Source organism: Streptomyces sp. HB132, assembly GCF_016909575.1.
Classification (GTDB): Bacteria; Actinomycetota; Actinomycetes; order Streptomycetales; family Streptomycetaceae; genus Streptomyces.
The window spans coordinates 134,808-157,126 of the sequence record NZ_JAFBGA010000009.1 but is presented as its reverse complement, the minus strand read 5'-3'; the positions used below and the strand labels follow the sequence as shown (position 1 = coordinate 157,126).

18 protein-coding genes and 1 tRNA gene are annotated in these 22,319 nt (G+C 71.9%); 5 read left to right on the top strand and 14 right to left on the bottom strand.

From position 1 onward, the window contains the following. Nucleotides 1-5: 5 nt before the first annotated feature. The 3 genes from JOC24_RS21180 to pgsA are packed head-to-tail and all read right to left on the bottom strand — an operon-like array spanning nucleotide 6 to nucleotide 2,754. Nucleotides 6-1,166, bottom strand: coding sequence for a glycosyltransferase family 4 protein (locus tag JOC24_RS21180; protein WP_205021918.1), 1,161 nt, complete (start codon nucleotides 1,164-1,166; stop codon nucleotides 6-8). Next, a complete protein-coding gene (locus tag JOC24_RS21175) occupies nucleotides 1,163-2,086 on the bottom strand; it encodes a phosphatidylinositol mannoside acyltransferase (RefSeq protein WP_205021917.1) in 924 nt (307 codons plus the stop codon). Before JOC24_RS21175 ends, JOC24_RS21180 begins: the two co-directional genes overlap by 4 nt. Beyond that, the gene (gene pgsA / locus JOC24_RS21170) at nucleotides 2,083-2,754 is read right to left on the bottom strand and encodes a phosphatidylinositol phosphate synthase (RefSeq protein WP_205022052.1); all 672 of its coding nucleotides are present in this window, start codon (nucleotides 2,752-2,754) and stop codon (nucleotides 2,083-2,085) included. Before pgsA ends, JOC24_RS21175 begins: the two co-directional genes overlap by 4 nt. Nucleotides 2,755-3,024: 270 nt before the next feature. Here pgsA and JOC24_RS21165 point away from each other — a divergent pair, with 270 nt between their 5' ends. Then, nucleotides 3,025-5,250 (top strand): elongation factor G-like protein EF-G2, encoded by a 2,226-nt coding sequence (locus JOC24_RS21165; protein WP_205021916.1) that lies wholly within the window; start codon nucleotides 3,025-3,027, stop codon nucleotides 5,248-5,250. A 156-nt stretch (nucleotides 5,251-5,406) separates the two neighbouring features. Next, a complete protein-coding gene (locus JOC24_RS21160) occupies nucleotides 5,407-7,077 on the top strand; it encodes a hypothetical protein (protein ID WP_205022051.1) in 1,671 nt (556 codons plus the stop codon). Here JOC24_RS21160 and JOC24_RS21155 read toward each other — a convergent pair. The 4 genes from JOC24_RS21155 to JOC24_RS21140 all read right to left on the bottom strand — a co-directional run bounded on the left by JOC24_RS21155 (nucleotide 7,065) and on the right by JOC24_RS21140 (nucleotide 10,118). Next, nucleotides 7,065-7,277, bottom strand: a complete 213-nt coding sequence (locus JOC24_RS21155; protein ID WP_205021915.1) for a hypothetical protein — start codon at nucleotides 7,275-7,277, stop codon at nucleotides 7,065-7,067. The two genes, JOC24_RS21160 and JOC24_RS21155, sit on opposite strands and share 13 nt — an antisense overlap. A gap of 53 nt (nucleotides 7,278-7,330) precedes the next feature. Next, nucleotides 7,331-8,317 (bottom strand): aldo/keto reductase, encoded by a 987-nt coding sequence (locus tag JOC24_RS21150; protein WP_205021914.1) that lies wholly within the window; start codon nucleotides 8,315-8,317, stop codon nucleotides 7,331-7,333. Nucleotides 8,318-8,792: 475 nt separating this feature from the next. Beyond that, the gene (locus JOC24_RS21145; protein WP_205021913.1) at nucleotides 8,793-9,251 is read right to left on the bottom strand and encodes a MarR family winged helix-turn-helix transcriptional regulator; all 459 of its coding nucleotides are present in this window, start codon (nucleotides 9,249-9,251) and stop codon (nucleotides 8,793-8,795) included. A 294-nt stretch (nucleotides 9,252-9,545) separates the two neighbouring features. Then, nucleotides 9,546-10,118, bottom strand: a complete 573-nt coding sequence (locus JOC24_RS21140) for an HIT family protein (protein ID WP_205021912.1) — start codon at nucleotides 10,116-10,118, stop codon at nucleotides 9,546-9,548. A gap of 66 nt (nucleotides 10,119-10,184) precedes the next feature. Between JOC24_RS21140 and JOC24_RS21135 the strand changes: the two genes are divergently transcribed. Beyond that, the gene (locus tag JOC24_RS21135; protein WP_205021911.1) at nucleotides 10,185-10,862 is read left to right on the top strand and encodes a potassium channel family protein; all 678 of its coding nucleotides are present in this window, start codon (nucleotides 10,185-10,187) and stop codon (nucleotides 10,860-10,862) included. A 31-nt stretch (nucleotides 10,863-10,893) separates the two neighbouring features. On the opposite strand, the gene thrS is transcribed toward JOC24_RS21135, so the two are convergent. The 3 genes from thrS to JOC24_RS21120 all read right to left on the bottom strand — a co-directional run bounded on the left by thrS (nucleotide 10,894) and on the right by JOC24_RS21120 (nucleotide 14,809). Then, on the bottom strand, nucleotides 10,894-12,870 hold the full coding sequence (gene thrS, locus JOC24_RS21130; RefSeq protein WP_205021910.1) for a threonine--tRNA ligase: 1,977 nt from the start codon (nucleotides 12,868-12,870) through the stop codon (nucleotides 10,894-10,896). A 98-nt stretch (nucleotides 12,871-12,968) separates the two neighbouring features. Next, entirely contained in the window at nucleotides 12,969-14,210 is a 1,242-nt protein-coding gene (locus JOC24_RS21125) for a hypothetical protein (RefSeq protein WP_205021909.1), read from the bottom strand. Continuing rightward, nucleotides 14,210-14,809 carry a DUF4365 domain-containing protein gene (locus JOC24_RS21120; protein ID WP_205021908.1) on the bottom strand — a complete coding sequence of 200 codons (600 nt, stop codon included), beginning with the start codon at nucleotides 14,807-14,809 and terminating at the stop codon, nucleotides 14,210-14,212. Before JOC24_RS21120 ends, JOC24_RS21125 begins: the two co-directional genes overlap by 1 nt. A 194-nt stretch (nucleotides 14,810-15,003) precedes the next feature. Between JOC24_RS21120 and JOC24_RS21115 the strand changes: the two genes are divergently transcribed. Beyond that, nucleotides 15,004-15,729: a 3'-5' exonuclease gene (locus JOC24_RS21115; RefSeq protein WP_205021907.1), complete on the top strand. Its 726-nt coding sequence runs from the start codon at nucleotides 15,004-15,006 to the stop codon at nucleotides 15,727-15,729. 62 nt (nucleotides 15,730-15,791) lie between these two features. On the opposite strand, the gene JOC24_RS21110 is transcribed toward JOC24_RS21115, so the two are convergent. Beyond that, nucleotides 15,792-15,863: transfer RNA gene (locus JOC24_RS21110), tRNA-Val, on the bottom strand. Between the two features lie 39 nt (nucleotides 15,864-15,902). Further along, nucleotides 15,903-16,349: an SRPBCC family protein gene (locus JOC24_RS21105; protein ID WP_205021906.1), complete on the bottom strand. Its 447-nt coding sequence runs from the start codon at nucleotides 16,347-16,349 to the stop codon at nucleotides 15,903-15,905. A 93-nt stretch (nucleotides 16,350-16,442) separates the two neighbouring features. On the opposite strand from JOC24_RS21105, the gene JOC24_RS21100 reads away from it, so the two are divergent. Then, entirely contained in the window at nucleotides 16,443-18,887 is a 2,445-nt protein-coding gene (locus JOC24_RS21100; RefSeq protein WP_205021905.1) for an SCO7613 C-terminal domain-containing membrane protein, read from the top strand. A gap of 44 nt (nucleotides 18,888-18,931) precedes the next feature. Here the strand turns inward: JOC24_RS21100 and JOC24_RS21095 are convergent, their stop codons facing one another. Both JOC24_RS21095 and JOC24_RS21090 read right to left on the bottom strand, forming a co-directional pair. Continuing rightward, nucleotides 18,932-21,694 (bottom strand): exo-rhamnogalacturonan lyase family protein, encoded by a 2,763-nt coding sequence (locus JOC24_RS21095; RefSeq protein WP_205021904.1) that lies wholly within the window; start codon nucleotides 21,692-21,694, stop codon nucleotides 18,932-18,934. A 51-nt stretch (nucleotides 21,695-21,745) separates the two neighbouring features. Beyond that, nucleotides 21,746-22,294: a hypothetical protein gene (locus JOC24_RS21090; RefSeq protein WP_205022050.1), complete on the bottom strand. Its 549-nt coding sequence runs from the start codon at nucleotides 22,292-22,294 to the stop codon at nucleotides 21,746-21,748. Nucleotides 22,295-22,319: the final 25 nt, after the last annotated feature.

The window sequence follows — 22,319 nt, the reverse complement described above, 5'->3', positions numbered from 1 at the left end:
GCGGTTCAGTCCCGGGCGAGGCCGAAGCGCGCGCGGAGCCCCGTGCGCTCGTCGGTGTCGACGGCCGCCGCCCCGTCCGTCACCGTCTCGTACACCGACAGGACGTCCGCGCCGACCGTCGTCCAGTCGAAGCGGCGCACATGCGCGCTGCCCCGCTGCCGCAGCCCCGCACGCCGCTCCGGGTCGCCCAGCAGCCGGATCGCGGCCGAGGCCAGCGCGTCGGCGTCCTCGTTGGCGAACAGGTCGCCGGCCGACCCCTGGTCGAGCACCTGCGCGAAGGCGTCCAGGTCGCTGGCGAGGACGGGCGCTCCCGCCGAAAGGGCCTCGACGAGGATGATGCCGAAGCTCTCGCCGCCCGTGTTCGGTGCGACGTAGACATCGACACTGCGCAGCAGCCGTGCCTTGTCCTCGTCGCTGACCATGCCGAGGAACTCGACGCGCGAGCGCATCTCCTGCGGCAGCGAGGCGACGGCCTCCTCCTCGTCGCCGCGCCCCGCGACCAGCAGTCGGGTCTCCGGGCGGGCGGCGAGGATCGCGGGGAGCGCCTTCATCAGGACGGGCAGCCCCTTGCGCGGCTCGTCGATGCGCCCCATGAAGCCGAGTGTGCCGCCCTGCCACTCGGCCTTCGGCTCGGCCCGGGCGAAGAAGTCCACGTCGACACCGTTGGGGATGACCACGGCGTCCCCGCCGAGGTGCTCGACCAGGGTCCGCCGCGCGTACTCGCTGACCGCGATCCGCGCGCTGATCTTCTCCAGCGCCGGCTGGAGGATCGGGTAGGCGGCGATCATGGCCCTGGAGCGTGGATTCGACGTGTGGAAGGTCGCCACGATCGGCCCCTGCGCCGCCCAGCAGGTGAGCAGGCCCAGCGAGGGCGCGGTGGGCTCGTGGATGTGAATGACGTCGAAGGTGCCGTCGTTCAGCCAGCGCCGGACGCGCGCCGCGGACAGGAATCCGAAGTTCAGCCGGGCGACCGAGCCGTTGTACGGGACGGGCACGGCCCGGCCGGCGGACACGACGTACGGCGGGAGCGGCGTCTCGTCGTCGGCGGGGGCGAGCACCGAGACGTCGTGGCCGAGGCGGATCAGGTGCTCGGCCAGGTCGCGGATGTGGAACTGCACCCCGCCCGGAACGTCCCAGGAGTACGGGCAGACGATGCCGATCTTCACGGAGCTTCCCCCTGGGGGTCCAGATCGGAGATCCAGAGCCGCTGGAGCATGTGCCAGTCCTCCGGATGCTCGACGATCCCGGTGGCGAAGGCATCGGCCAGCGCCTGCGTCATGGAGGACGTCTTCTCGGCGCGTGTACCTGTCTCCGGTACGGCGACGGGAGGATGGACCCGCGCACCCATCACGGGCGTACCGTCGTACCAGAGGGTGACGGGCAGCAGCAGCGCACCGGTCTGCTGGGCCAGCAGGGCCGGCCCGGCGGGCATCCGCGCGGTGTCCCCGAAGAAGTCCACCTCGACCCCGGAGGCCGACAGGTCACGGTCGGCGACCAGGCAGACGAGGCCGCCCGCGCGCAGCCGCCGGGCCAGCGTCCCGAACGCGGCCCCGCCGCTGTGCGGGAGGACCTCCATGCCGAGGCCCTGGCGGTAGGCCACGAACCGGTCGTACAGGGTTTCGGGCTTGAGCCGCTCGGCGACCGTCGTGAACGGGACCTTCAGATCCGTGGTGACCCAGGCGCCCGCCAGGTCCCAGTTCCCGAGGTGCGGCAGCGCGAGGACGACTCCCTGGCCCGCGTCCAGCCCCTCGGTGAGCCGGTGCGCGTCGCGGACGTCGATGGACGCCTTGATCCGCTCCGGACTCCAGGTCGGCAGCCGGAAGGACTCCATCCAGTAGCGCATGTACGAGCGCATGCCGGCCTTCGACAGTTCGGCGAGCCGGGCGCCGTCCGCGTGGGGCACCACCCGGGCGAGGTTCGACTCGAGCCGCAGCACGGACTTCCCGCGCCGCTTCCACACCTGGTCGGCCAGGGTGCGGAAGAGCGCCGCCGCGGCCGGCTCGGGAAGCTTCTTGACGGCTCCCCAGCCGAGGCCGTAGAGCCCGTCCGTCAGTCGTTCCCGCAGGTCGGATCGGGTGCCGCTCACTGTGCGGACCCGCTCCCGCCCGGGCCGGCGGCCGCGGCGGCGTCGGCCTCGGCCGACTCCCTGCGCACGGTGACCACCCGCTGGATCAGCGTCACCAGGCTGCCGACGGCGACGATCCACAGCGCGATCGGCAGGAGGATCTGGATGCCGGGTACGCCGAAGCCGTGCAGCCCCGCGAGGCCCGCCGCGACCAGCGAGATCACGAGCCGCTCGGCGCGCTCCACCAGTCCGTTCACGGCGACCGGCAGGCCGATCGACTCGCCCCTGGCCTTCGTGTACGAGACCACCTGACCGCTGGCCAGACAGAAGATCGCGACCGCGCACAGCATGTTGTCGTCGCCGCTGCCCGCGTACCAGAGCGCGAATCCGGCGAAGATCGCCCCGTCCGCGACCCGGTCGAGCGTCGAGTCCAGGAAGGCGCCCCACCTGCTGGAGACGCCGGCCTGCCGGGCCATGTTGCCGTCGACCAGGTCCGAGAAGACGAAGACCGTGATCACGATCGTGCCCCAGAAGAACTCCCCCATCGGGAAGAAGACCAGCGCACCTGCCATCACTCCGGCCGTACCGACGAGAGTGACCGCGTCGGGGCTGACCCCGAGACGGAGCAGCAGAGCGGCGAACGGTGTGAGGACACGCGTAAAAAATGCACGCGCGTACTTGTTCAGCATGGCCTTCCCGAGGTTCGGTGGGCGCCGTGCGGCCACTTCGGCCACCGGCTGGCCCATCGTAGTCACGAGCCGTGCCGGGCAACGGCGGGGCACCCCGTCCCGCGGGGTCTCCGGGAAGTCACGCTCCGCCGTGTGCGACGGATGGACGGCGTGCGGTACTGGTGAAAAGCTCGAATGACCGCGGGCGTCGCAGAAGCCGCCGCGGCGGCTCCCGCCCTGCCCGTGCATCCACTCCCCCAGCTCCTGCGGCACCGACCGGGAGGCACGATCATGGGCGACAGGACACATACGCACACCGGAGCCGCCGGCAGGGCGGCGACGGCCGACCGGCCCGCTTCCGTACGGAACGTGGTGCTGGTCGGCCACAGCGGCTCAGGCAAGACCACGCTGGTCGAGGCACTCGCGCTGACCGCCGGGGCCCTGAACCGGGCCGGCCGGGTCGAGGACGGCTCCACCGTCTCCGACCACGACGAGATCGAACGGCGCCGGCATCGCTCCGTACAGCTCTCGCTGGTCCCCGTCGATTGGGACGGCTACAGGATCAATCTGCTGGACACCCCCGGCTACGCGGACTTCGTCGGGGAACTCAGGGCCGGTCTGCGCGCGGCGGACGCGGCCCTCTTCGTCGTCTCGGCCGCCCAGGAGGCCGATGCCGTGGCGGGCACCACCCGCGCCGTGTGGGAGGAGTGCGCGGCCGTCGGAATGCCCCGGGCCATCGTCGTCACGCACCTGGACACCTCGCGCACGTCCTTCGACGAGATGACCCGGATCTGCGGCCGGATCTTCGGGCACGACGACCCCGACGCCGTGCTTCCCCTGTATCTGCCGGTACAGGGCCCCGAGGGTCCGGACGGACATGCCCCGCTCACCGGGCTCACCGGACTCCTCACCCAGCGGGTGTTCGACTACTCGTCGGGTACCCGGCAGGAGGCACCGCCCGCCGGTGACCGGCGGGGCCCGCTTCGGGAGGCCCGTGACCGGCTCATCGAGGGGATCATCGCCGAGAGCGAGGACGAGACCCTGATGGACCGCTACCTCCAAGGCGGCGAGGTCGACGTCACGACACTCGTCGAGGACCTGGAACGCGCCGTCGCACACGGTTCCTTCCACCCGGTGCTCACCGCCGCACCCGCCGCCGAGGGGGCACGCCAGGGCATCGGCACCGTGGAACTCCTCGACCTGGTCACCCGCGGTTTCCCCTCCCCCGGGGAGCGCGCGCTGCCCGCCGTCACCACCCCGGACGGCGCCCCGCGCCCCGCACCGGTGTGCGACCCGGCGGCGCCCCTCGTCGCCGAGGTCGTGAAGACCTCGTCCGACCCGTACGTGGGGCGGGTCTCGCTCGTCCGCGTCTTCGCCGGCACCCTGCGCCCCGATGACACCGTGCACGTGTGCGGCCGCGGGCTGACCGCGCCCGGCGGCGGGACACACGCCTGCCACGAGAACGATGTCCGCGTGGGCGCCCTGTCCGCCCCCTTCGGCGGACAGCAGCGCCCCTTGGACAGCTGTGCCGCGGGAGACCTGGCCTGTGTCTCCAAGCTGGGCGGGGCGGAGACCGGGGACACCCTCTCGGGTGGGGTCGAGCCGCTCCTGATGGAGCCCTGGGCCATGCCCGACCCCCTGCTCCCGCTGGCGGTACGCGCCCACGGCAAGGCCGACGAGGACAAGCTCTCGCAGGGCCTGGCACGTCTGGTCGCCGAGGACCCCACGATGCGTCTGGAGCAGAACCAGGACACCCGCCAGGTCGTCCTGTGGTGCATGGGCGAGGCGCACACGGACGTCGCCCTGGAGCGTCTGCGCAGCCGCTACGGCGTGCAGGTCGACGCCGAACCCCACCGCGTACCGCTGCGCGAGACGTTCGCCTCGCGGGCCGTCGGCCGGGGCCGCCACGTCAAGCAGTCGGGCGGCCACGGGCAGTACGCGATCTGTGAGATCGAGGTGGAGCCGCTGTCGCCCGGTGCGGGGCTGGAGTTCGTCGACGAGGTGGCCGGCGGCTCGGTGCCGCGGCAGTTCGTCGCGTCGGTGGAGAAGGGCGTACGCGCCCAGGCCGCCCGCGGTGTCGCGGCCGGACACCCTCTCGTCGACGTACGCGTCACCCTGGTCGACGGGAAGTCGCACTCGGTCGACTCCTCCGACGCCGCCTTCCAGACCGCGGGCGCGCTGGCGCTGCGCGAGGCCGCGGCAGGCACCCGCGTCCAGCTCCTCGAACCCGTCGCGGAGGTCGGCGTGCTGGTTCCCGACGACTTCGTGGGGGCGGTGATGAGCGACCTCGCGGGGCGGCGCGGCCGGGTCGTCGGAACCGAACAGACGGAGGACGAGCGCACACTCGTGCGCGCCGAGGTGCCGGAGATCGAGATCGGCAGGTACACCGTCGATCTGCGCTCCCTGACGCACGGCACCGGACGGTTCGACCGGGCGTACGCCCGGCACGAGCCGATGCCCCGGCAACTCGCCGAACGCATCCGCGAAGAGGCGGAAAACAGCACAAATGTAGGCTAGCTGACTGGATATGACGCCTCGTGCCTGCTCCGGGTCTCAAGGACGGGCGGCCGGGCGGTCCGGGCGATACGCTGTGGGCCCAGCTCAGAAGGTGTGCGACGTACGGTAGTTGGGAACAGCCGCAGGAGCAGACCGTGCGGGCGAGTGGGGGCGACAGTGGCCAACAACGGATTCGATTTCTCTCCCGGAGCGCAGATCCCGCTCCAGGGTTCGGGAGGGCAGGCGGTGGCGACCAACGCCCTCGCCTCCGCCGCGTACCGCGACAGCGATGTGACGGAGATCCTCAAAGCCAACTCCGAGTGGCACAAGTCCGAGGTGAAACCGGGCGAGTCCAAGCTGTTCAAGTCCGACTACTTCAAGCCGAATCTGGGCGAGGCGTTCTCCCGCGCGGTGCAGGAACGCATGCTGGGCGGCGACCGGAAGGCGCTCATCCAGTCCTTCGGCACCGACCCGCAGACCGTCGTCGAGCACTGCCTCTCCGCGACCAACCTGCGCAAGGCGCGTGACACGAAGCTCACCCTGGTCACCGCCGTCTTCGGTTTCGCCTTCCTGCCCGGACTGGTCCTGTGGATCCTCGCCTTCCGGCTGCGCGACTTCCTCAACAAGTCCAAGGACAAGTTCTTCCAGGCGCTGGGCGGTGTACTGCTCGTCGCGCTCGGCGGCGCCGCCGCGTTCTTCCTGATCACCATGCCGCTCACCGGTTTCCTGGCCCTCTACCTGCGCGCCGCCGCCGTCGCGCCGCTGATCGGCTGGCTGCTCGCCAAACGGATCGCGGAATCCTCGGTCAAGGACCTGCGCGCCCGCTGGGACGGGCTCCTCTCCGGCACCGGGGTCAGCGCGAAGATCCCCGAGGCCGTGCCGAAGAATCCCAACGAGACCGCCCGAGAGGCCCTGCGCCAGGGGCTGGAGAAGCTCTCCGCCGAGCAGCAGTCCAACGCCGTCTTCTACGCGGGCCCCAAGGGCATCCTGGGTATGGGCACCCGCTGGGGCAGCTGGCAGCTCGCCGAGGAGCTCACGCCGGAGGACCCCACGAAGGAGATCCACCAGTTCCGCAGCTGGGACGTCGTACGGGCCATCCACGACCAGCTGAAGATGCTGGAGCGCGGCCCCCTGAACACCGGTGGCTTCCCCACCCCGTCCGTCAAGCACTGGATCGTCGCTCCCGTCGGCGAGGGCGCGGACTCCGTCTCCCGGCCCGAGGGCGAGGACGTCGCCACCTTCCAGATCAAGCCCCACGAGATACAGCGCATCTGCAACCACCAGCAGTTCGGCAGCGGCAACCGCCACTACCTGGGCGTGCAGTTCACCCTCTGGGACGGTCAACTGGTGATCACGATGCTGATCACCGTCACCGTGCTCCACGAGACGCTGCGGATCGAGGTCACCGGCCACGCCCTGGGCCCCGTGCACTCCCTCTTCCTCACGAAGCCGGAGGCGGCGACCAAGACGGTCAAGAAGGCGGTCAGGTTCTGGGAGACCCGCAAGATCACGCTCCCCATCGTCAAGGCGAGCGAGGTCGTCAGGCTCGCCCTGCGTGCCCCCTTCACCTGGTATCCGCCGCTCCTGGACTACCTGGGCGGCAAGATCGTCCTGCCCGAGCCCTTCGGCCTGCGCCATGCCTGGGCGGCCAAGCCGTGGGGCCACCGCTTCATGGCGGACGACGCCATGCGGACGGCCACCCCGGTCCTGCGCGTCGTCCACTCCGCCACGATGCGGGTCCTGAAGGAGCACGGCGCCGACATCGAGCGCTTCGACAACCGCTCGATGATCCTCAGCGGTTTGGTCCAGGACCCCGCCCCGAGGAAGGCCGACGTCTACGACGCGTGAGCCCGTCGGCCCGCGGCCCGGACCCGTGAGCGGGCCCCGGTCCCGTCGGGGCCCTCCGCGTCGGCGGTCCGGCACCGGAGGACGACGCCGGCCGTGCCCGCCACGGCGATCTCTTCAGCGGGCCACCCGAAGGCGGGATCGACGCCGGTGGACTGCGAGTCCTCGACGATGTACGCGCCGCCGTGGAGGCCCCCCGTCACGGCGGCGGGGCGCTCCGGGACGGATGCGCCGCTGCCGTGCCGGGCAAGGGGCGTCAGCTCCGGTCGATCGTGCGCATGAAGTGCGCGGGGTAGCGCAGTCCCGCGGTGGCACCGGCGGGGAAGAGGCCGGAGAGCCGGGCGACCTCGTCGCCGGTCAGCCGCACGTCGACCGCCGAGGCGTTCTGCTCCAGGTGGGAGACGCGCCGCGTGCCGGGGATCGGCACGACGTCGCCGCCCTGGGCCAGCACCCACGCCAGGGCGAGCTGGGTGAGGCTGAGGCCCTTATCGGCGGCGAGCTCCTCGACCGTGCGCACCAGATCGCGGTTGTGGTCGAAGTTCTCGCTCTGGAACCTCGGGTGGTTGCGGCGCTGGTCGCCCTCGTCCAGGTCCTCCGCGCTGTCGAAGGCACCGGTGAGGAAGCCGCGGCCGAGCGGGCTGTAGGCCACGAAGCCGATGCCGAGTTCACGGCAGGTGGGCAGGATCTCCTCCTCCACGTGCCGCTCCCACAGCGAGTACTCGGTCTGGAGGGCCGCGATCGGGTGGACCGCGTTCGCCCGGCGCAGGGTGCGCGCGGAGACCTCGCAGAGTCCGATGTGCCGCACCTTTCCCTCGGCGACGAGCTCGCCGAGCGCTCCGACGGTCTCCTCGACGTCGACCTTCGGGTCCAGCCGGGCGAGGTGGTACAGGTCGATGTGGTCCAGGCCCATGCGCCGGAGCGAGGACTCACAGGCCTCCCGGACGTACGCGGGGCTTCCGTCGACGTGGGGCGGTCCGGCCGCCGGACGCCGCATACCGAACTTCGTGGCGACCACGGCCTCGTCCCGGCGGCCCTCGACCGCCCGGGCGACGATCTTCTCGGCGGTGCCCGGACCGTAGAAGTCAGCCGTGTCGATCAGAGTGACCCCGAGGTCCAGCGCCCGGCGGATCGTGGCGACCGCCTCGTCCGTGTCCGCTGCGCCGTAGGCGCCGGCCATGCCCATGCAGCCGAGGCCGAGAGCCGAGACGTCGAGGCCAGCGGCGCCGAGCTTCCTGTTCTCCATGAATGCCTTTCCGTAGCCGCCGGCCCGGGCGAGCGGGCGGCGCGAGGGGGATCCGACGCCGAATGCGCCGCGAGAGCGGCGAGTTCGCGCTCACGTCGTCAAAATGTAGCCGACTAACTAATAAAGTTCAGGCGTCCGGCCAATGCTCGGAAAGGCGATCGCGCGGTGCGGCCGGTGCTGCCCCGGGTGTGGATCGGTGTCCGTCCGCCGGGCAGCGCCGCCACCCGCCGGCCCCGGGATCTTCACAGGGAGGCAGCAGATGTGCGCGACCGGTCGTGGGTCCGCCCGTCGTCGAGTACCCGCTTCCGCCGTGCGGGGAAGTGCGAGATCTCGCCCCGGAGTCGGGCGTTGTCGGGCGGGGCCGACCGGAGAGGTGCGGTGCCGGTGCACGGCACCGCGCTTCCCCGCCGCAGGGACCGCCGGCGTGCGCGGTCTCCCTGGAGGGCGGCCGGAGGCCCGCCGTGACGCGGGGCGCTCAGTCGGTGCCTGTTCCGTCCGCCGGGAGGGACGTCTCGTACAACCGCAGCAGGAGCGACATGAACTGCTCCCGCTCCTGCGGTGAGAACGGCGCCAGCAGTTCCCGCTCCAGCTCCGCGAGCGCGGCGGCGACCCGCGGCCAGGTGCTCCTGCCGAGCGGAGTCAGCCATACCCGGCTGCGCCGGGCGTCCTGCTCGTCCGGGGTGCGGTGCACCATCCCGGCCGCTTCCATCCGCTTCACTGCCTGGGTGGCGGTGGGTGCCTCGACCCGGACCCGTCGGGCGAGATCTCCGACCGTGCTCCCGTCCGCTTCCCAGAGGCAGCGCATGAAGAACTGCTGACCGACATGGAGCCCGAAGTCGGCGAGCAGTCGTTCGGAGCGAAGACGTGTGGACCGCCCGGCCAGGGCGAACAGGGTGCTGAAGTCCCCCAGGGACACGGCGGGCTGGGCGGCCATGCAGGTGTGACCTTCGCGGTTTGCGGGCGGCGTGCCGGGCGTGCCCACGACACGACGTCCGGGCGCTGCCGGTCATGATACGCGGCCCGGCCCCGGCTCCACCGGGCGGTGGATCGCCGCGTCAAGAAGCCGGTCCGATGGACAGCGCACGGCGTGCGGCGGGTGGCCGCAGGGCGGCGTGGCCGGCCGACGCCCCGGGCCCACAGCGGTGATCTGCGTCGGACGACTCGGCCGGTCCCGAGCCGGCGTGCCCCGGGGTGGCGTCGAGCGCCGCACCGGGGGACGCGGAAGGGCTCAGACCGACGGCAGCACGGCCGGCCACACACCGGCCAGCATCGTCCGGGTGTCCCCCAGCAGCTGCGGGAGCACCTTCGTGTGTCCGACGACCGGCATGAAGTTGGTGTCCCCGCCCCAGCGCGGCACCACGTGCTGGTGGAGGTGGGCGGCGATGCCGGCACCGGCCTCCGCGCCCTGGTTCATCCCGATGTTGAAGCCGTGCGCACCGGAGGCGGCCCGCAGCGCGACCATGGCCCGCTTGGTGAAGTCGGCCAGCTCCGCGGTCTCCGGGCCGTCGAGCTCCGTGTAGTCGGCGACGTGCCGGTACGGCACCACCATCAGGTGTCCGCCGTTGTACGGGTACAGGTTGAGCACCGCGTAGACCTTCTCGCCGCGCGCGATGACCAGGCCGTCCTCGTCCGACTTCGACGGGATCTCGCAGAACGGACAGCCGTCCCCGGCTCCCGGGCCGCTCGGCTTGCTCTCACCCTGGATGTAGGCCATCCGGTGGGGTGTCCACAGGCGCTGGAACGCGTCGGGCGTCCCCACTCCGATCTGCTGCTCCGGCTCACTCGTCATGCCCGTCAGCATATTGCGTCACTCCCGCCGCGCGTGTCGCCGGGGCCGACCCCGCAGGTCCAGGGCGATGCTGGCGCCATGAGCGACCGCGCCACGGCCCCCGACCCCGACCGGCTGCAGGAATGGGAGCAGCGCACCGAGGTCCCGCTCTTCGTCGCGTCCACGGTCTTCCTCACCGGATACGCGGTCCGCGTCCTGGCCCCCCTCGGCGCCCAGCCCTGGCGCGACATCGCCCTCGCCCTCGTCGCCGCCACCTGGTTGCTCTTCGCCGTGGACTACGGGGTACGGCTCCGGCTCAGCGGCCAGGGCCGGCGCTTCCTGCGCACCCACCGGCTGGACACGGTCGTCCTCCTGCTGCCGCTGCTGCGCCCGCTGCGCGTGGTCCAGATCTACCAGGTGGTCCAGAAGCGCAGGGAGCGGCCACGGCTGAGCCTGTACGCCCGGGTCATGGCGTACGCGGGCCTCACGACCCTGCTCCTCGGCTTCGCCGCCTCCCTCGCGGTGTACCAACAGGAGCGGGGGGCGCCCGGCTCCACGATCCGTACGTTCGGGGACGCGGTGTGGTGGGCGTGCACGACGCTCACGACGGTGGGCTACGGGGACGCCGTACCGGTCACCCCGGGCGGGCGGATCATCGCGGGGGGGCTGATGGTCTGCGGGCTGGCGCTGCTCGGGGCCGTGACGGGGTCCTTCTCGTCGTGGCTGCTCCAGGTGTTCACCCGCGAGGACGAGAAGGGGCCCACGGAGGGCGCGTAGCTCTCCGGGGCCCCTTTCGCGGACGGCAGGATCACACCTGCGCGCGGCGCTCCACCACGTCGGCGAGCTTGGCGATCGCCTCGTCACGGGCGATGCCGTTCTCCTGCGAGCCGTCCCGGTGGCGGAAGGAGACCGTTCCCGCGTTCATGTCGTCGTCACCGACGATGATCATGAAGGGGACCTTGGCCTTCTGGTGGTTCCTGATCTTCTTCTGCATCCGGTCCGAGGAGGCGTCCACCTCGACCCGAAGCCCCCTCTTCCGGGCCTCCGCGGCGAACTCCTGGAGGTACGGGATGTGGGTGTCGCCGATCGGGATGCCGACCGCCTGCACCGGGGCGAGCCAGACCGGGAACGCGCCCGCGTAGTGCTCCAGGAGCACCGCGAAGAAGCGCTCGATGGAGCCGAACAGCGCGCGGTGGATCATGACCGGGCGCTGCTTGGTGCCGTCCGGGCCGGTGTACTCCAGGTCGAAGCGCTCCGGAAGGTTGAAGTCGAGCTGGACGGTCGACATCTGCCAGGTGCGGCCGATGGCGTCCTTGCACTGGACGGAGATCTTCGGACCGTAGAAGGCGGCGCCGCCCGGGTCGGGAACCAGCGGAAGCCCCTGCTTCTCGGCGACCTGACGCAGCGTCTCGGTCGCCTCGTCCCAGGTCTCGTCCGAGCCGACGTACTTCTCCGGGTCCTTGGTGGAGAGCTCCAGGTAGAAGTCGGTCAGCCCGTAGTCCCGCAGGAGGTTCAGGACGAACGTGAGCGTCCGGTCCAGCTCCTCCGCCATCTGCTCCCGGGTGCAGTAGATGTGCGCGTCGTCCTGGGTGAAGCCGCGCGAGCGGGTGAGGCCGTGGACCACGCCCGACTTCTCGTAGCGGTACACCGTGCCGAACTCGAAGAGCCGCAGGGGCAGTTCACGGTACGAACGTCCGCGCGCGTCGAAGATGAGGTTGTGCATCGGGCAGTTCATCGGCTTGAGGTAGTAGTCCACCCCGTCGTCGAGCTGCATGGGCGGGTACATGCCGTCGGCGTACCAGTCCAGGTGGCCGGACTTCTCGAAGAGCTTGCCCTTGGTGGCGTGGGGGCTGTAGACGAACTCGTAGCCCTCCTCCTCGTGGCGGCGCCGCGAGTAGTCCTCCATGGCCCGGCGGATGACGCCGCCCTTGGGGTGGAAGACCGCGAGACCGGGGCCGATCTCGTCGGGGAAGGAGAAGAGGTCGAGCTCGTTGCCGAGGCGGCGGTGGTCGCGCTTGGCCGCCTCCTCCAGGAACTCCAGGTGCGCCTTGAGCTCGTCCTTGGTCGGCCACGCGGTGCCGTAGATGCGCTGGAGCATCGGGTTCTTCTCGCTGCCCCGCCAGTACGCAGCCGCGTTCCGCATCAGCTTGAACGCGGGGATGAAGCGGGTGGTGGGCAGGTGCGGACCCCGGCAGAGGTCCTTCCAGCACAGGTCGCCGGTCTTCGGGTCGAGGTTGTCGTAGATGGTCAGCTCGCCGCCGCCCACCTCGACGTCCGCGCCGTCGTCCGTGGACGCCGAACCCTTGATGCCGATGAGCTCCAGCTTGTACGGCTCGTCGGCGAGCTCCTCCCGGGCCGCCTCGTCGGAGACCACCCGGCGGGAGAACCTCTGTCCCCGCTTCTGGATCTCCTGCATCTTCTTCTCGATGGCCTTGAGGTCCTCGGGCGTGAACGGCTTCTCGACGTCGAAGTCGTAGTAGAAGCCGTCCTTGACCGGCGGGCCGATGCCCAGCTTGGCCTCGGGGTGGAGCTCCTGCACGGCCTGGGCCATGACATGTGCGGTGGAGTGCCGCAGGATGTTCAGGCCGTCCTCGGAGGAGATCTCGACGGGCTCGACGACCTCGCCGTCCTCGAGCTCGTACGCGAGGTCCCGCAGCTCGCCCTCGACCCGTGCGGCGACGACGGTGCGCTGCCCGGGGAAGAGCTCGGCGGCCGTCGTGCCCGTCGTCACCACGCGCTCTTCCCGCTCGGAATCGCGTTGGATGATCACACGGACGTCTGACACCGGTCTCTCCTGACTGAGGGGGTGCGTCGCATTCCTCCTGCGCGCGCAAGAGGAATCGTACCGAGCCCGGGGCCCTCGACGCGAAAGGGATACCCGCGCTACCCATCCTCCCCCGTGCAGGCCTCCTCGAAGAAGTCCACGTTCTCGTGGAGCGACTTCATCAGCCGGTCCCGCTCGGCCTCGTCGACCTGGACCGGCGCGACCTGCGAGGCGCCGCTGAGCCGCCGGAAGCCGCCCCGGCCCTCCAGCCGTCCCTCGACCCGCAGCGGGAGCCCGACCAGATGGGCGTGCCCGGCGATCCGGTAGGCCTCCTCGTCCAGCTCGATCCGCACGTGCGCGACCTCCGCGCCGGCCAGCACCCGCAGCCGGACGACGCCGGGACCGCGCGGCCCGGAGCGGCGCAGCCGGACGACGGCTCCGGTGATCCTGACGGGGACGGAGGGCTCGTCCTGCAGGTAGCGGACTGCCGCCAGCCGGAGTGCGGGGAGGTCGCCGGGCGAGAACTCCACGGGCTCGGGGCTCGTGGGGCACCCTTCGGGTGTTCCGGCCGCGGGCGCCCAGGCCAGGGTGATCCTGGTGCCTTCCGAGCCCCGGACGAGGGCGACGACCGCCTCGGTCAGTTCCCGGCTGACCCCTGCGGCGACCGCGGCGTCGAACGCCTCCATGCCGCCGGTGGCGCGCTGGTAGTCGACGGCTTCCCGGGCCGCGTGCAGCGCCGAGTAGAGCTGTACGGCCACGGCTCGTCCCGTGGCGACCGGGAGGAACGCGGTGAGGCCGCGGCCGTCGGCCGCGGGCCCGACGAGGGTGCCGTCCAGGGCGCCCCGGGCCTTCCTCCGGTGCCGGGCGCCGTGGTGGCCGGCCCGGCCGCGTGCGGCGAGGGATCCGGCGAGGAGGATCTGCCGGGCGGCCGTACGCAGCTGGTCCGCACCGGCCCAGTCGGCGGCTCCCGAGGTGCTCCCGGGCACGTCACGCCACCAGCGGATCTCGTCGCTGGGCACGGTGAGGGCGACGAGGACGTCCCGGGCCGACGGAACGGCGCTGCGGGCGAGCGCGGCGAGGGCTTCGGCGACCAGGTCCTCGCTGTCGGGGAAGGCGGTGGTGTCCGGCACGAGCAGGCTGGTGCCGGACGTGAGGGGGCCGGGCGGGATCCAGCGGCTGTAGTGCCCCCGCGGGCCGCCGCGCCGGTGCCAGCCGTGGCGGCGCAGCAGCGCGCCGAGAACGGCGGGGTCGAGGCCTGCGGCATCGGGCACCGCCCCGGGGTCCGCGGCGTCGGCGTACGGGTGCGCCCGGCAATCCGCCGGGACCGCTCCTCCGCCGGGCTCGTCCGTCGACCGGTGCATCAGGGTCTCCCTCCCGCCCCGACTCGGGCCATGATGTCGCAGAGTGCGCGGTCGTCGAAGATCCGCGAGGTCGGGATCCGCACGGTGGTCCGGTGCCTGCCGGTCACCGGGTGGCCGGCCAGATTCGTCCAGTAGCAGCAGTGGCGCAGGTCCAGCCCGTCGTGTCCGGCCCGCAGCCAGTCGTCCTGGCTGCGGGGCACGAGCATCACGACCAGGATCTTGTGCACCGACACGGGAGTTCTCGCGAGCTTCACCAGATGGGCGTTGTCGAGGGTGAAGGAGAAGGAGGCGCCGGGTGGGTGCGGGGGGATCTGGTAAGTGCATTTGAGCTGCACCTTGACGGTCACCTCGTCGTCGACGGTGTGGTCGGGGGCTCCGTGGCTGACGTGCCAGTCGATGCCGTTGTCGGGAAAGGGCTGCGAGAGTGAGCAGCCCGCAGCGGCTGCCACCGCGTGGAGGTATCCCACCTGGAGGGTCTCCATGCAGGCGGTGGTGGCGAGTGTGCCGCGCAGCGGTGGCGTGTTCCGCTGCTGCGGCGGCTTTCCCCCGTGGCCCTCGGTGCGGGCGGGACTCCCTGGGGTCGGCTGCGCGAGCGCCATGGCTCCGTGCCTTCCGGGCTGTGCCGACCGGTTGCCCGGTCTCCGCTGGCGGGCTGGTCAACTTGCGTGCCCGTCACCTGTGTTGTCACCGCAGGAGCCGGGCCGTAAACGGCGTATCAGGCATAGGGTGCGGGTATCACCGAACCGGGCAGAGGAATCTGGCCATCTGCCGCGCAGGCGCGAGGAGTTCGGGGATGACGCATTGGTTCGAAGGGCCGTTGGCTGCTTTTGACACCGAGACGACAGGCGTGGACGTCGAGGAGGACCGGATCGTATCGGCCGCTCTCGTCGTCCAGGACGCGGCGGGCGGACGGCTCCGCGTCACCCGCTGGCTGGTCAATCCGGGGATCCCGGTGCCTCTCGGCGCCACCGAGATCCACGGTCTGACCGACGACCATCTACAGCGCAACGGCCGGTGGCCCGCTCCGGTCGTCGAGGAGATAGCCCGGGCGCTGGCGGAGCAGTGCGCCACGGGACGGCCCCTGGTCGTGATGAACGCCCCGTTCGATCTGACGCTCCTGGACCGGGAGCTCAGGCGCCACCGGGCGTCGTCCCTGGCCGGCTACCTCGGCAGCAAGCCGCTGTGCGTGCTGGATCCGCGGGTGCTGGACAAGCACCTGGACCGCTACCGCAAGGGCCGTCGCACCCTGACGGACCTGTGCGAGCTGTACGGGGTGCCGCTGGACGGCGCCCACGACGCCGCCGCGGACGCCGCGGCGTCGTTGGAACTGGTCCGGGCGGTGGGCCGGCGGTTCTCCACCCGCCTGGAGCGGCTGTCACCGGCGGAGGTGCACTCGCTGCAGGCGGTCTGGCACGCGGCCCAGGCGCGCGGGCTGCAGGCGTGGTTCGAGAAGAACGGTGCGCCGGAGGCGGTCGATCCGGCGTGGCCGCTGCGTCCGGAGCTGCCGGCGGCGGCCTGAGCGGCGACCGGTCACGCGAAAGCCGGTCCGTCGATTACTCCGACGGACCGGCTTTTCCCGGGTGGGCGATACTGGGTTCGAACCAGTGACCTCTTCGGTGTGAACGAAGCGCTCTCCCACTGAGCTAATCGCCCGGGAACGGGTTGAACCATACAGGGCTCGACGGCCCCTGTTCAAACCGCTTGGAGCCATGCTCTCAGCCCGCGTCGTCCGGCGCGCATCATCAGCGCGTGGTTGGCACGGAAGACGAGACGCCCGGGCACGGCGAGCCGGCGCAGCACCGTCCTGCGTACGTCGGATTCCTGCTCGTAGACGATGCGGCTGCCGCCGTGGTGCGGGGCGACGGTCCAGCGGGCCCATCCTTCGAGGTCGCCGCTCATCACCGCTTCGAGTGTCCGTGCGACGGGGTCGCCGCGGCGCTGCCGCAGTGTCATGACGAGGTCGTACGGGAGGAACGAGCGGATGCGCGCCGTGGCGGCGGTGTCGTCGACGCGGTCGACCGCACGGACCTGGGGCCACCATCGCGGGTAGTCCTCGGCGCGCTCCAGAGCGGCGTACACGGTGTCCGGCGGCGCGGGCAGCTCCCACACGTTCCTGAAGCGGTAGTGGTTCCAGTCCATGGATCCAGTCTGCGCGCAGGGGACCTACTCAGCCACGGAACTGAGTATCCCGACGCATGCACGGCAGGTGTGGCCACCGCCACACTTCCGTACATGAGACATGTGCCGCCGCCCGCAGAGGAGTTGGCCCTCCTCGATCACGAACTGGCCCGGCTGGACGCCCGCCGGGCGCAGCTGCTGACCCGTCGCGCTTGGCTGCTGAACGTGCTGCGCACGCCGGCCGCGCCGTCGCGTCCCCCGGCGCATGCCGTCCCGCCCGCCGCCCGGGCGTACGCCCACGCCGGCCCGTCCGCCGTCCGGCCGTTCACTCCCGCCCCCTCCCCCGCGCACGGCACGCAGAACGTGCTGCTGGTCCTCGGTGGGTTGCTGCTCACGGTCGCGGCGATCGCGTTCACTCTCTTCAGCTGGGGCGAGATGGGCATCGCGGGCCGCTCGGCGGTGCTGGCGGCGGTGACCGTGGGTGCTCTGGTGGCGCCCGCACTGCTGCTGGGCCGGTCGCTGCCCTCGACGGCTGAGGCGGTGGCGGCTCTCGCGCTGGTGCTGACGGTGCTGGACGCCTTCGCGCTGCACGCGGTCGTGGCGCCGGATACGGACGGGCGTGCCTTCGCGGCGCTCGCATCGGCCGTGCTGGCGGCGGCGTGGACCCTGTACGGGCTGCTGTTCGGCCGGCTGCGGGTGCCGTTGCCCGCGGCCGTGGTGGTGGGCCAGCTGCCGCTGGTGTTCGCCGCCTGGGCCATGGGGGCGTCCGGGACGGGCTTCGGCTGGGCGCTCATGGTGACGGCGGCGGCGGACGTCGCGGTGGCGTCCTTTGGCCGGGGGCTCGCGGTACGGATCACGGCGTTCGCCGGCGCGGTGCTGACCGGGCTGATCTCGCTGGCCCTGGCTCTGGGCCTGTCCCTGTCGGCCGACAGTGTGTACGGGGCCGTGGGGCCGGGCGCGCTGCTGCTGGCCGGAGCGGTCGTGGCGGTGGCCGGGGCCTGGCGGGCGCCCAAGGAGTCGGCGGTCCTCGGGGGTGTCGTGGGGGGCCTCGCGGCGGTTGCCGCGGTGGGCGGTGTGCCGGGTGCCGGGCTGCCGTGGGACAGGGCGGTCGTGGTGTATCTCCTGTGCGGAGCGGCCCTGTCGCTAGTACTGCGGTTGCGGGGGGTCCCGCGCCCGGTCGTGTGGGGTGTCCTGGCCGCGTCGGCCTCGGTCGTGGCGGGCGCGGTGCTGTGGGCGGCGCCCGTGGTGGCCGCGGTGCTGCTGGGTCCGGTGTCCGTGACGGCGGGTGTGTGGTCCGGGGCGCCGGACGGGTTCCAGGAGGCGCTGGGGCTCACGGTGCCGTGGTCGGAGTCGGCTTCCTCCCCCGTGGTGCTGGTCGTGGTCGCGGGGCTGTCGGCCGCACTGCACGTCAGGTGGCCGCGGGGGCTCCCGGAGAAGGGGCGGCGCGTGACGGCGGCGGCGTGCGCGGCGGTTCTGGGCTGGTGTGCGGTCCTGGCGCTGCTCGCGGTGGCGGACGCGCCGTACGCGGTGGCCCTGGGCGTGGAGCTGCTGCTGGTAGCGGCTCTGCTGGCTCCCGCGGTGCGCCGTGCGGCCGACGCGATCGCGGTGACCTGCCTGGTGTGCGCGCTGGTGGGAGCCGGCAGCGTGGGGCTGCTCGGGCTGGCCGCCGAGCCCGCGACGTACGCGGTGTCCGGGGCGCTGGTGGTCCTGTTCGCGGCCTCCGCGGCCGGCTCCCGGGTGCCGGCCGTGCGGGCGGTGCTCGCCTGCGCCTCGGTGCTGTGCGCGATCGCCGTCACGGGCGCCGTGGGCGCGTCGCTGGGGTGGAGCGCCCCGCACACCGCCCCGCTGGTGCTGGTGGTGACGGCGGCGACGGTGCTGCTCGGGGCCCGGCTGGAGACGTCTGTCGTCGCGGCCTCGGTGGAACTCGTGGGCGCGTTCGCCGCGGTGGTCGCCGTGGCTCTGGCTGTGACGGACCCGCCGTTCCTGGCACTGGTGCTGGGGTTGTGCGGGGTGCTGGCCGCGGCCACCGCGTCGCGGCCGGAGCGTCGGCGCGTGGCGGGGTATCCGGCGGCGGCCCTGTTCGTGGCGGCGGCATGGGTGCGGCTGATGGCTTCGGGGGTGACGGATCCCGAGGCGTACACGCTGCCGGTGTCCGTGGCCGCTTTCGCCGTGGGCTTCGTGCGTCGCCGCAGGGAACCGGCCGCCTCCTCGTGGGTGACGTACGGCCCCGCTCTGTCCATGACGATGGTGCCGAGCCTCGTGGTCGCCTGGGGCGATCCGCACTGGCTGCGGCCTCTGCTGCTGGGTGTCGCCGCACTGGTGGTCACGCTGGTGGGCGCCCGGCTGCGGCTCCAGGCGCCCCTGGTGCTGGGCGGCTCGGTCCTGGCGCTGGACGGGCTGCACGAACTGACCCCCCATGTGGTCCAGGTCTTCGACGCCCTCCCCCGCTGGGCGCCCCCGGCGCTCGCCGGGCTGCTGCTCCTCGCGGTCGGTGCGACCTACGAGCAGCGGCTGCGCGACGCGCGCCGGGTGCGGGAGAGCTTCGGCCGGATGCGTTAGTGGTTCTCGTCCGGATCAGTCCCGCGTGATCCGGACGGGAGGCCCTACGGCATCCAGTCGCCGACGAGCGCGAGGTTCTGGATGGCCGCCAGGCCGTACAGGGCGGTGGTGTTGGTGCTGACCCAGGCCGCCTCACTGCCCGGTACGGGCCCGGTGGGCCCTTCGATCTTCCTGGTGCTCCAGTCGGTGCTCTCCTTGTAGTCCCAGGTGTCGGCGCTGCTGTAGAACTGCTTCCACGCCCGGGTGGCCAGGGTGACGTCGCCGGTCCGTACGGCGGCGTAGGCGTCCTGGCGCGAGTGGCCCTGGAACAGCAGGAGGGTGCCGAAGTCGCTGCCGTAGCGGGCGGCCTGCTCGGCCTTGGTGGCGTTGAAGTAGCGGCAGTAGTCGACCCAGGCGGCTTCGAACGCGGGCATGTCGATCATGTCGATGAGCTCGGCGTTGAGCTCGACCAGGCCGAACATGGCCGACAGGTGCGAGACGCCGACCGCAGGCTTGTCGGCGATCGCGAACTTCCCGGTGTCCAGGTCGTAGAGGCCGACGCCCTGCACGAAGCCGTTGGGCTGGGCGGCGATGGTCTCCATGGTGGACAGGACGCGGGCCCTGGCCTTCTCCCACTTGGGCCCACGCCGTTCCCACTCGGTGAGCCAGGCGGAGACGAGGCCGCTCCAGTCGGTGCCGAAGCCGATGGACAGCGCGTGGCGGTCGGGGGTGTAGGGCTCGGTGCGGATCTTGCGGATCGGGTCGAGGGCGAGGAAGGTCTCGTCGGAGTCGACGTTGGCGTGCATGAGGTCACCGACGCGTTCGTCGGCGGTGAGGAAGTAGAACATGCGCCGGTAGGTGGTGTTGGCGATGCGCTGCTGCTTGGCGCTGTCGGCGAAGTGCTGGACACCGTGGCGGGTGCCGAGCCCCGCCCATTTGCCGAGGTGGTAGACGTCGACCTCCCCGGTGTGCCGGGTCATGGCCTCGGCGAAGCGGTAGATGTCGGCGCGGCCGGAGCGCATGTAGGCGTACCAGAGCCAGAGGTCGGGCGACAGTTCGGAGTTGTCCCAGGCGTAGCCGCCGACGTCGTAGCACCACTGGTGGCGGGTCGGGTCGTAGGTGTGCATGATGTCGCCGTAGTCCCAGAAGCCGTACCAACGGCGCATCTCCACCTGGTCCTTGTAGTACGTGAAGAGGAAGTCCAGGTGGTCCTCGATCTTCGACTTCGCGCCGGTGGAGCGGTCGGGTTCGGCGAAGAGGCCGCCGAAGACCTTCGCCTTCACGAGCTGGTTGGGCGGGGCGGCCAGCTGGGGCGGTGTGCGTACGGCGTCGACCTGCTGGGCGAGTGTCTCGGGCGCCGGGGTGGATTCGTTCGCCCAGAACAGGAGTTCGCTGGTCCGCGCGATGCCGTACGGGGTGCCGAAGCCCGGTTCGTAGTCCTCGTACGTGATGTTGAGGCCTTCGAGCTGCTCCGGGTAGGTCTCCTGTCCCATGCCGTCGTGGTAGAAGCGCAGGTCCATGGGCTGGGCCTCGGGCGACCAGAGCCAGAGGGTGACCTCCGCCTCGTCGGTGTGCGCGTCACGGATGTCGAGCTGGGCGGGGTGCTTCTCCCAGAAGTCGCGGAGCCCGAAGGAGAACCCCCCGCTGGGGCCTCCGACGTACCCGAAGCCCGATGCCCTCCGTCCGCCGCCGGCACCGATCCAGCCGTGCCCCTTCTTCGTGCGCTTGCGCAGGCCGAAGCCGTCGGCGGACAGCTGGGAGAGCGTGTAGTCGCCCCATTCGGGGATGTACTGGAGCCGGGTGGTGACCCGCTGGTCCCAGGTGGCGGGGTCGGGGAGCTTCTGACCGGCGAACTGCGCCTCGCGCACGGCCGCCCCCGGGTCGCGGCGCAGCCCGGTGATGCCCTTGACGGCTTCCCGCAGGAGTCCGGTGCCGTCAGCGCCGATGCGGATGTGGCGGTCGTAGGCCGCGTCACGCATGGGCACGGTGAAGCGGACGCCGAGGCCGCGCACGAAGTCGCCGCTCGCCTTGCCGGGCTCGAGGGTGCCGTCGTACGTGATGGTGTGCACCATCCGGAAGGAGTCGGCACCGGCGTAGAAGTAGAGGCGTACGGAGAACGGCATCCAGGATCGTGAACCCTTGCGGTGCCTGCCATCGATGCGGACCACGGCCCGGACCGGTCCGTCCTGTTCGACCACGGCCTCCTCGACGACGCTCTCGAAGCGTTCGTACTTCTCGCTGCCCTGGTCGCCGTCCTCGATCTCCCCCTGGCGCACGAGGACGAGCCGGCCGTCGCGGGCTATCTCGGTGGAGCCGCGCGTGACGGTCTTGACGAGGGCGGAACCGTTCGTCCCGAGCCTCGCTGTGATCACCCCCGTGGAGACGGTGATGGTGCCGCCCTTGCGGACCGCCGTGACCTTCTTCGACGGGGCCGCCGGGGCGCCGGCGCGGAGGGAGAACTTCTTGGCGGTGACCTCGGGGCCCACCGCGTGCGCGGTCCACTTGAGCGAACCGTCGGGCCAGTAGCCGATGGGCCAGGTCTGGACGGGGACGTCCTTGCCGTCCTCGGTGGACAGGGCGAACGTCTGGTCCTTGGTGTGCCGCCCCTTGGGCCAGGGCACCCCGAGCGTGGATCCGGGGGCCGCACCGAGGCCGCCGGACTCCAGCCAGGTCAGGAAGACGGGTTCGTCCGGGTGCTCCGGTTCGTCCGGGTGCTCCGCGCTCCCGGCCGCGGAGGCGGGAGTGGCGCCGAGGGACCAGCTGAACCGTGCGGCCGCTCCGGCCGCTGCCGCGGCCTTCAGGAGCGCTCTGCGGGGCATCCTGGACATGGTTGTGCCTCTCTCCGTGCGGATTCGGGACAGGGAACGAACAGGAACGGGTCAGCGGGAGAGCCGGCGCTCTCGCACCGCGGTGGCCGCGGCCGCGACGGCCCCGAGGACGGGAACGGCCAGCGGCAGCACCAGAGCGCCGGACAGCACGACGACGGCCATCCCGCAGACGAGGAGGAGGGAGCCGGCCGGGTCGCGCACCGTGGTGCGGCCTGCCTCGGCGAGGAGGGTGCGCCAGAGCGCGCCGGGCTCCCAGGCCGAAGCGGCGCGCAGGACGGCGACCAGGAGACCGATCATGGCGAGGATGCCGACGGCGCCCACGAAGGAGCCGCCCGGCAGCCCGGCCCGGACGGCGGCCATGTCGAGCAGGAGCAGGGCCGCGGCGGCCCATACGGCCGCGCCGACGATCCACCCGCCGCGGACCGCGGTCCGGACGTCGCCGGCGAACTCGCGCAGGCCGCCGTGCTCACCGGCGAGGTAGCGGCGCAGGTGCCGGGTCCCGGCGGCGAAGGCCGCGGGGAAGGTGACCAGGGGCAGGGCGGCCGCGGCGATCCAGACGCCGACGAGCAGGCATTCGGAGAACAGGGCGAAACGGTCCATGACGCGCGAACGCCCGGCCGGTGTA

Coding starts and splice junctions, on each gene's coding strand:
- pgsA (WP_205022052.1), bottom strand. CDS start 2,754: ATGCTGAACAAGTACGCGCGTGCATTTTTTACGCGTGTCCTCACACCG.
- JOC24_RS21165 (WP_205021916.1), top strand. CDS start 3,025: ATGGGCGACAGGACACATACGCACACCGGAGCCGCCGGCAGGGCGGCG.
- JOC24_RS21150 (WP_205021914.1), bottom strand. CDS start 8,317: ATGGAGAACAGGAAGCTCGGCGCCGCTGGCCTCGACGTCTCGGCTCTC.
- JOC24_RS21145 (WP_205021913.1), bottom strand. CDS start 9,251: ATGGCCGCCCAGCCCGCCGTGTCCCTGGGGGACTTCAGCACCCTGTTC.
- JOC24_RS21140 (WP_205021912.1), bottom strand. CDS start 10,118: ATGCTGACGGGCATGACGAGTGAGCCGGAGCAGCAGATCGGAGTGGGG.
- JOC24_RS21135 (WP_205021911.1), top strand. CDS start 10,185: ATGAGCGACCGCGCCACGGCCCCCGACCCCGACCGGCTGCAGGAATGG.
- JOC24_RS21125 (WP_205021909.1), bottom strand. CDS start 14,210: ATGCACCGGTCGACGGACGAGCCCGGCGGAGGAGCGGTCCCGGCGGAT.
- JOC24_RS21120 (WP_205021908.1), bottom strand. CDS start 14,809: ATGGCGCTCGCGCAGCCGACCCCAGGGAGTCCCGCCCGCACCGAGGGC.
- JOC24_RS21115 (WP_205021907.1), top strand. CDS start 15,004: ATGACGCATTGGTTCGAAGGGCCGTTGGCTGCTTTTGACACCGAGACG.
- JOC24_RS21105 (WP_205021906.1), bottom strand. CDS start 16,349: ATGGACTGGAACCACTACCGCTTCAGGAACGTGTGGGAGCTGCCCGCG.
- JOC24_RS21100 (WP_205021905.1), top strand. CDS start 16,443: ATGAGACATGTGCCGCCGCCCGCAGAGGAGTTGGCCCTCCTCGATCAC.
- JOC24_RS21095 (WP_205021904.1), bottom strand. CDS start 21,694: ATGTCCAGGATGCCCCGCAGAGCGCTCCTGAAGGCCGCGGCAGCGGCC.
- JOC24_RS21090 (WP_205022050.1), bottom strand. CDS start 22,294: ATGGACCGTTTCGCCCTGTTCTCCGAATGCCTGCTCGTCGGCGTCTGG.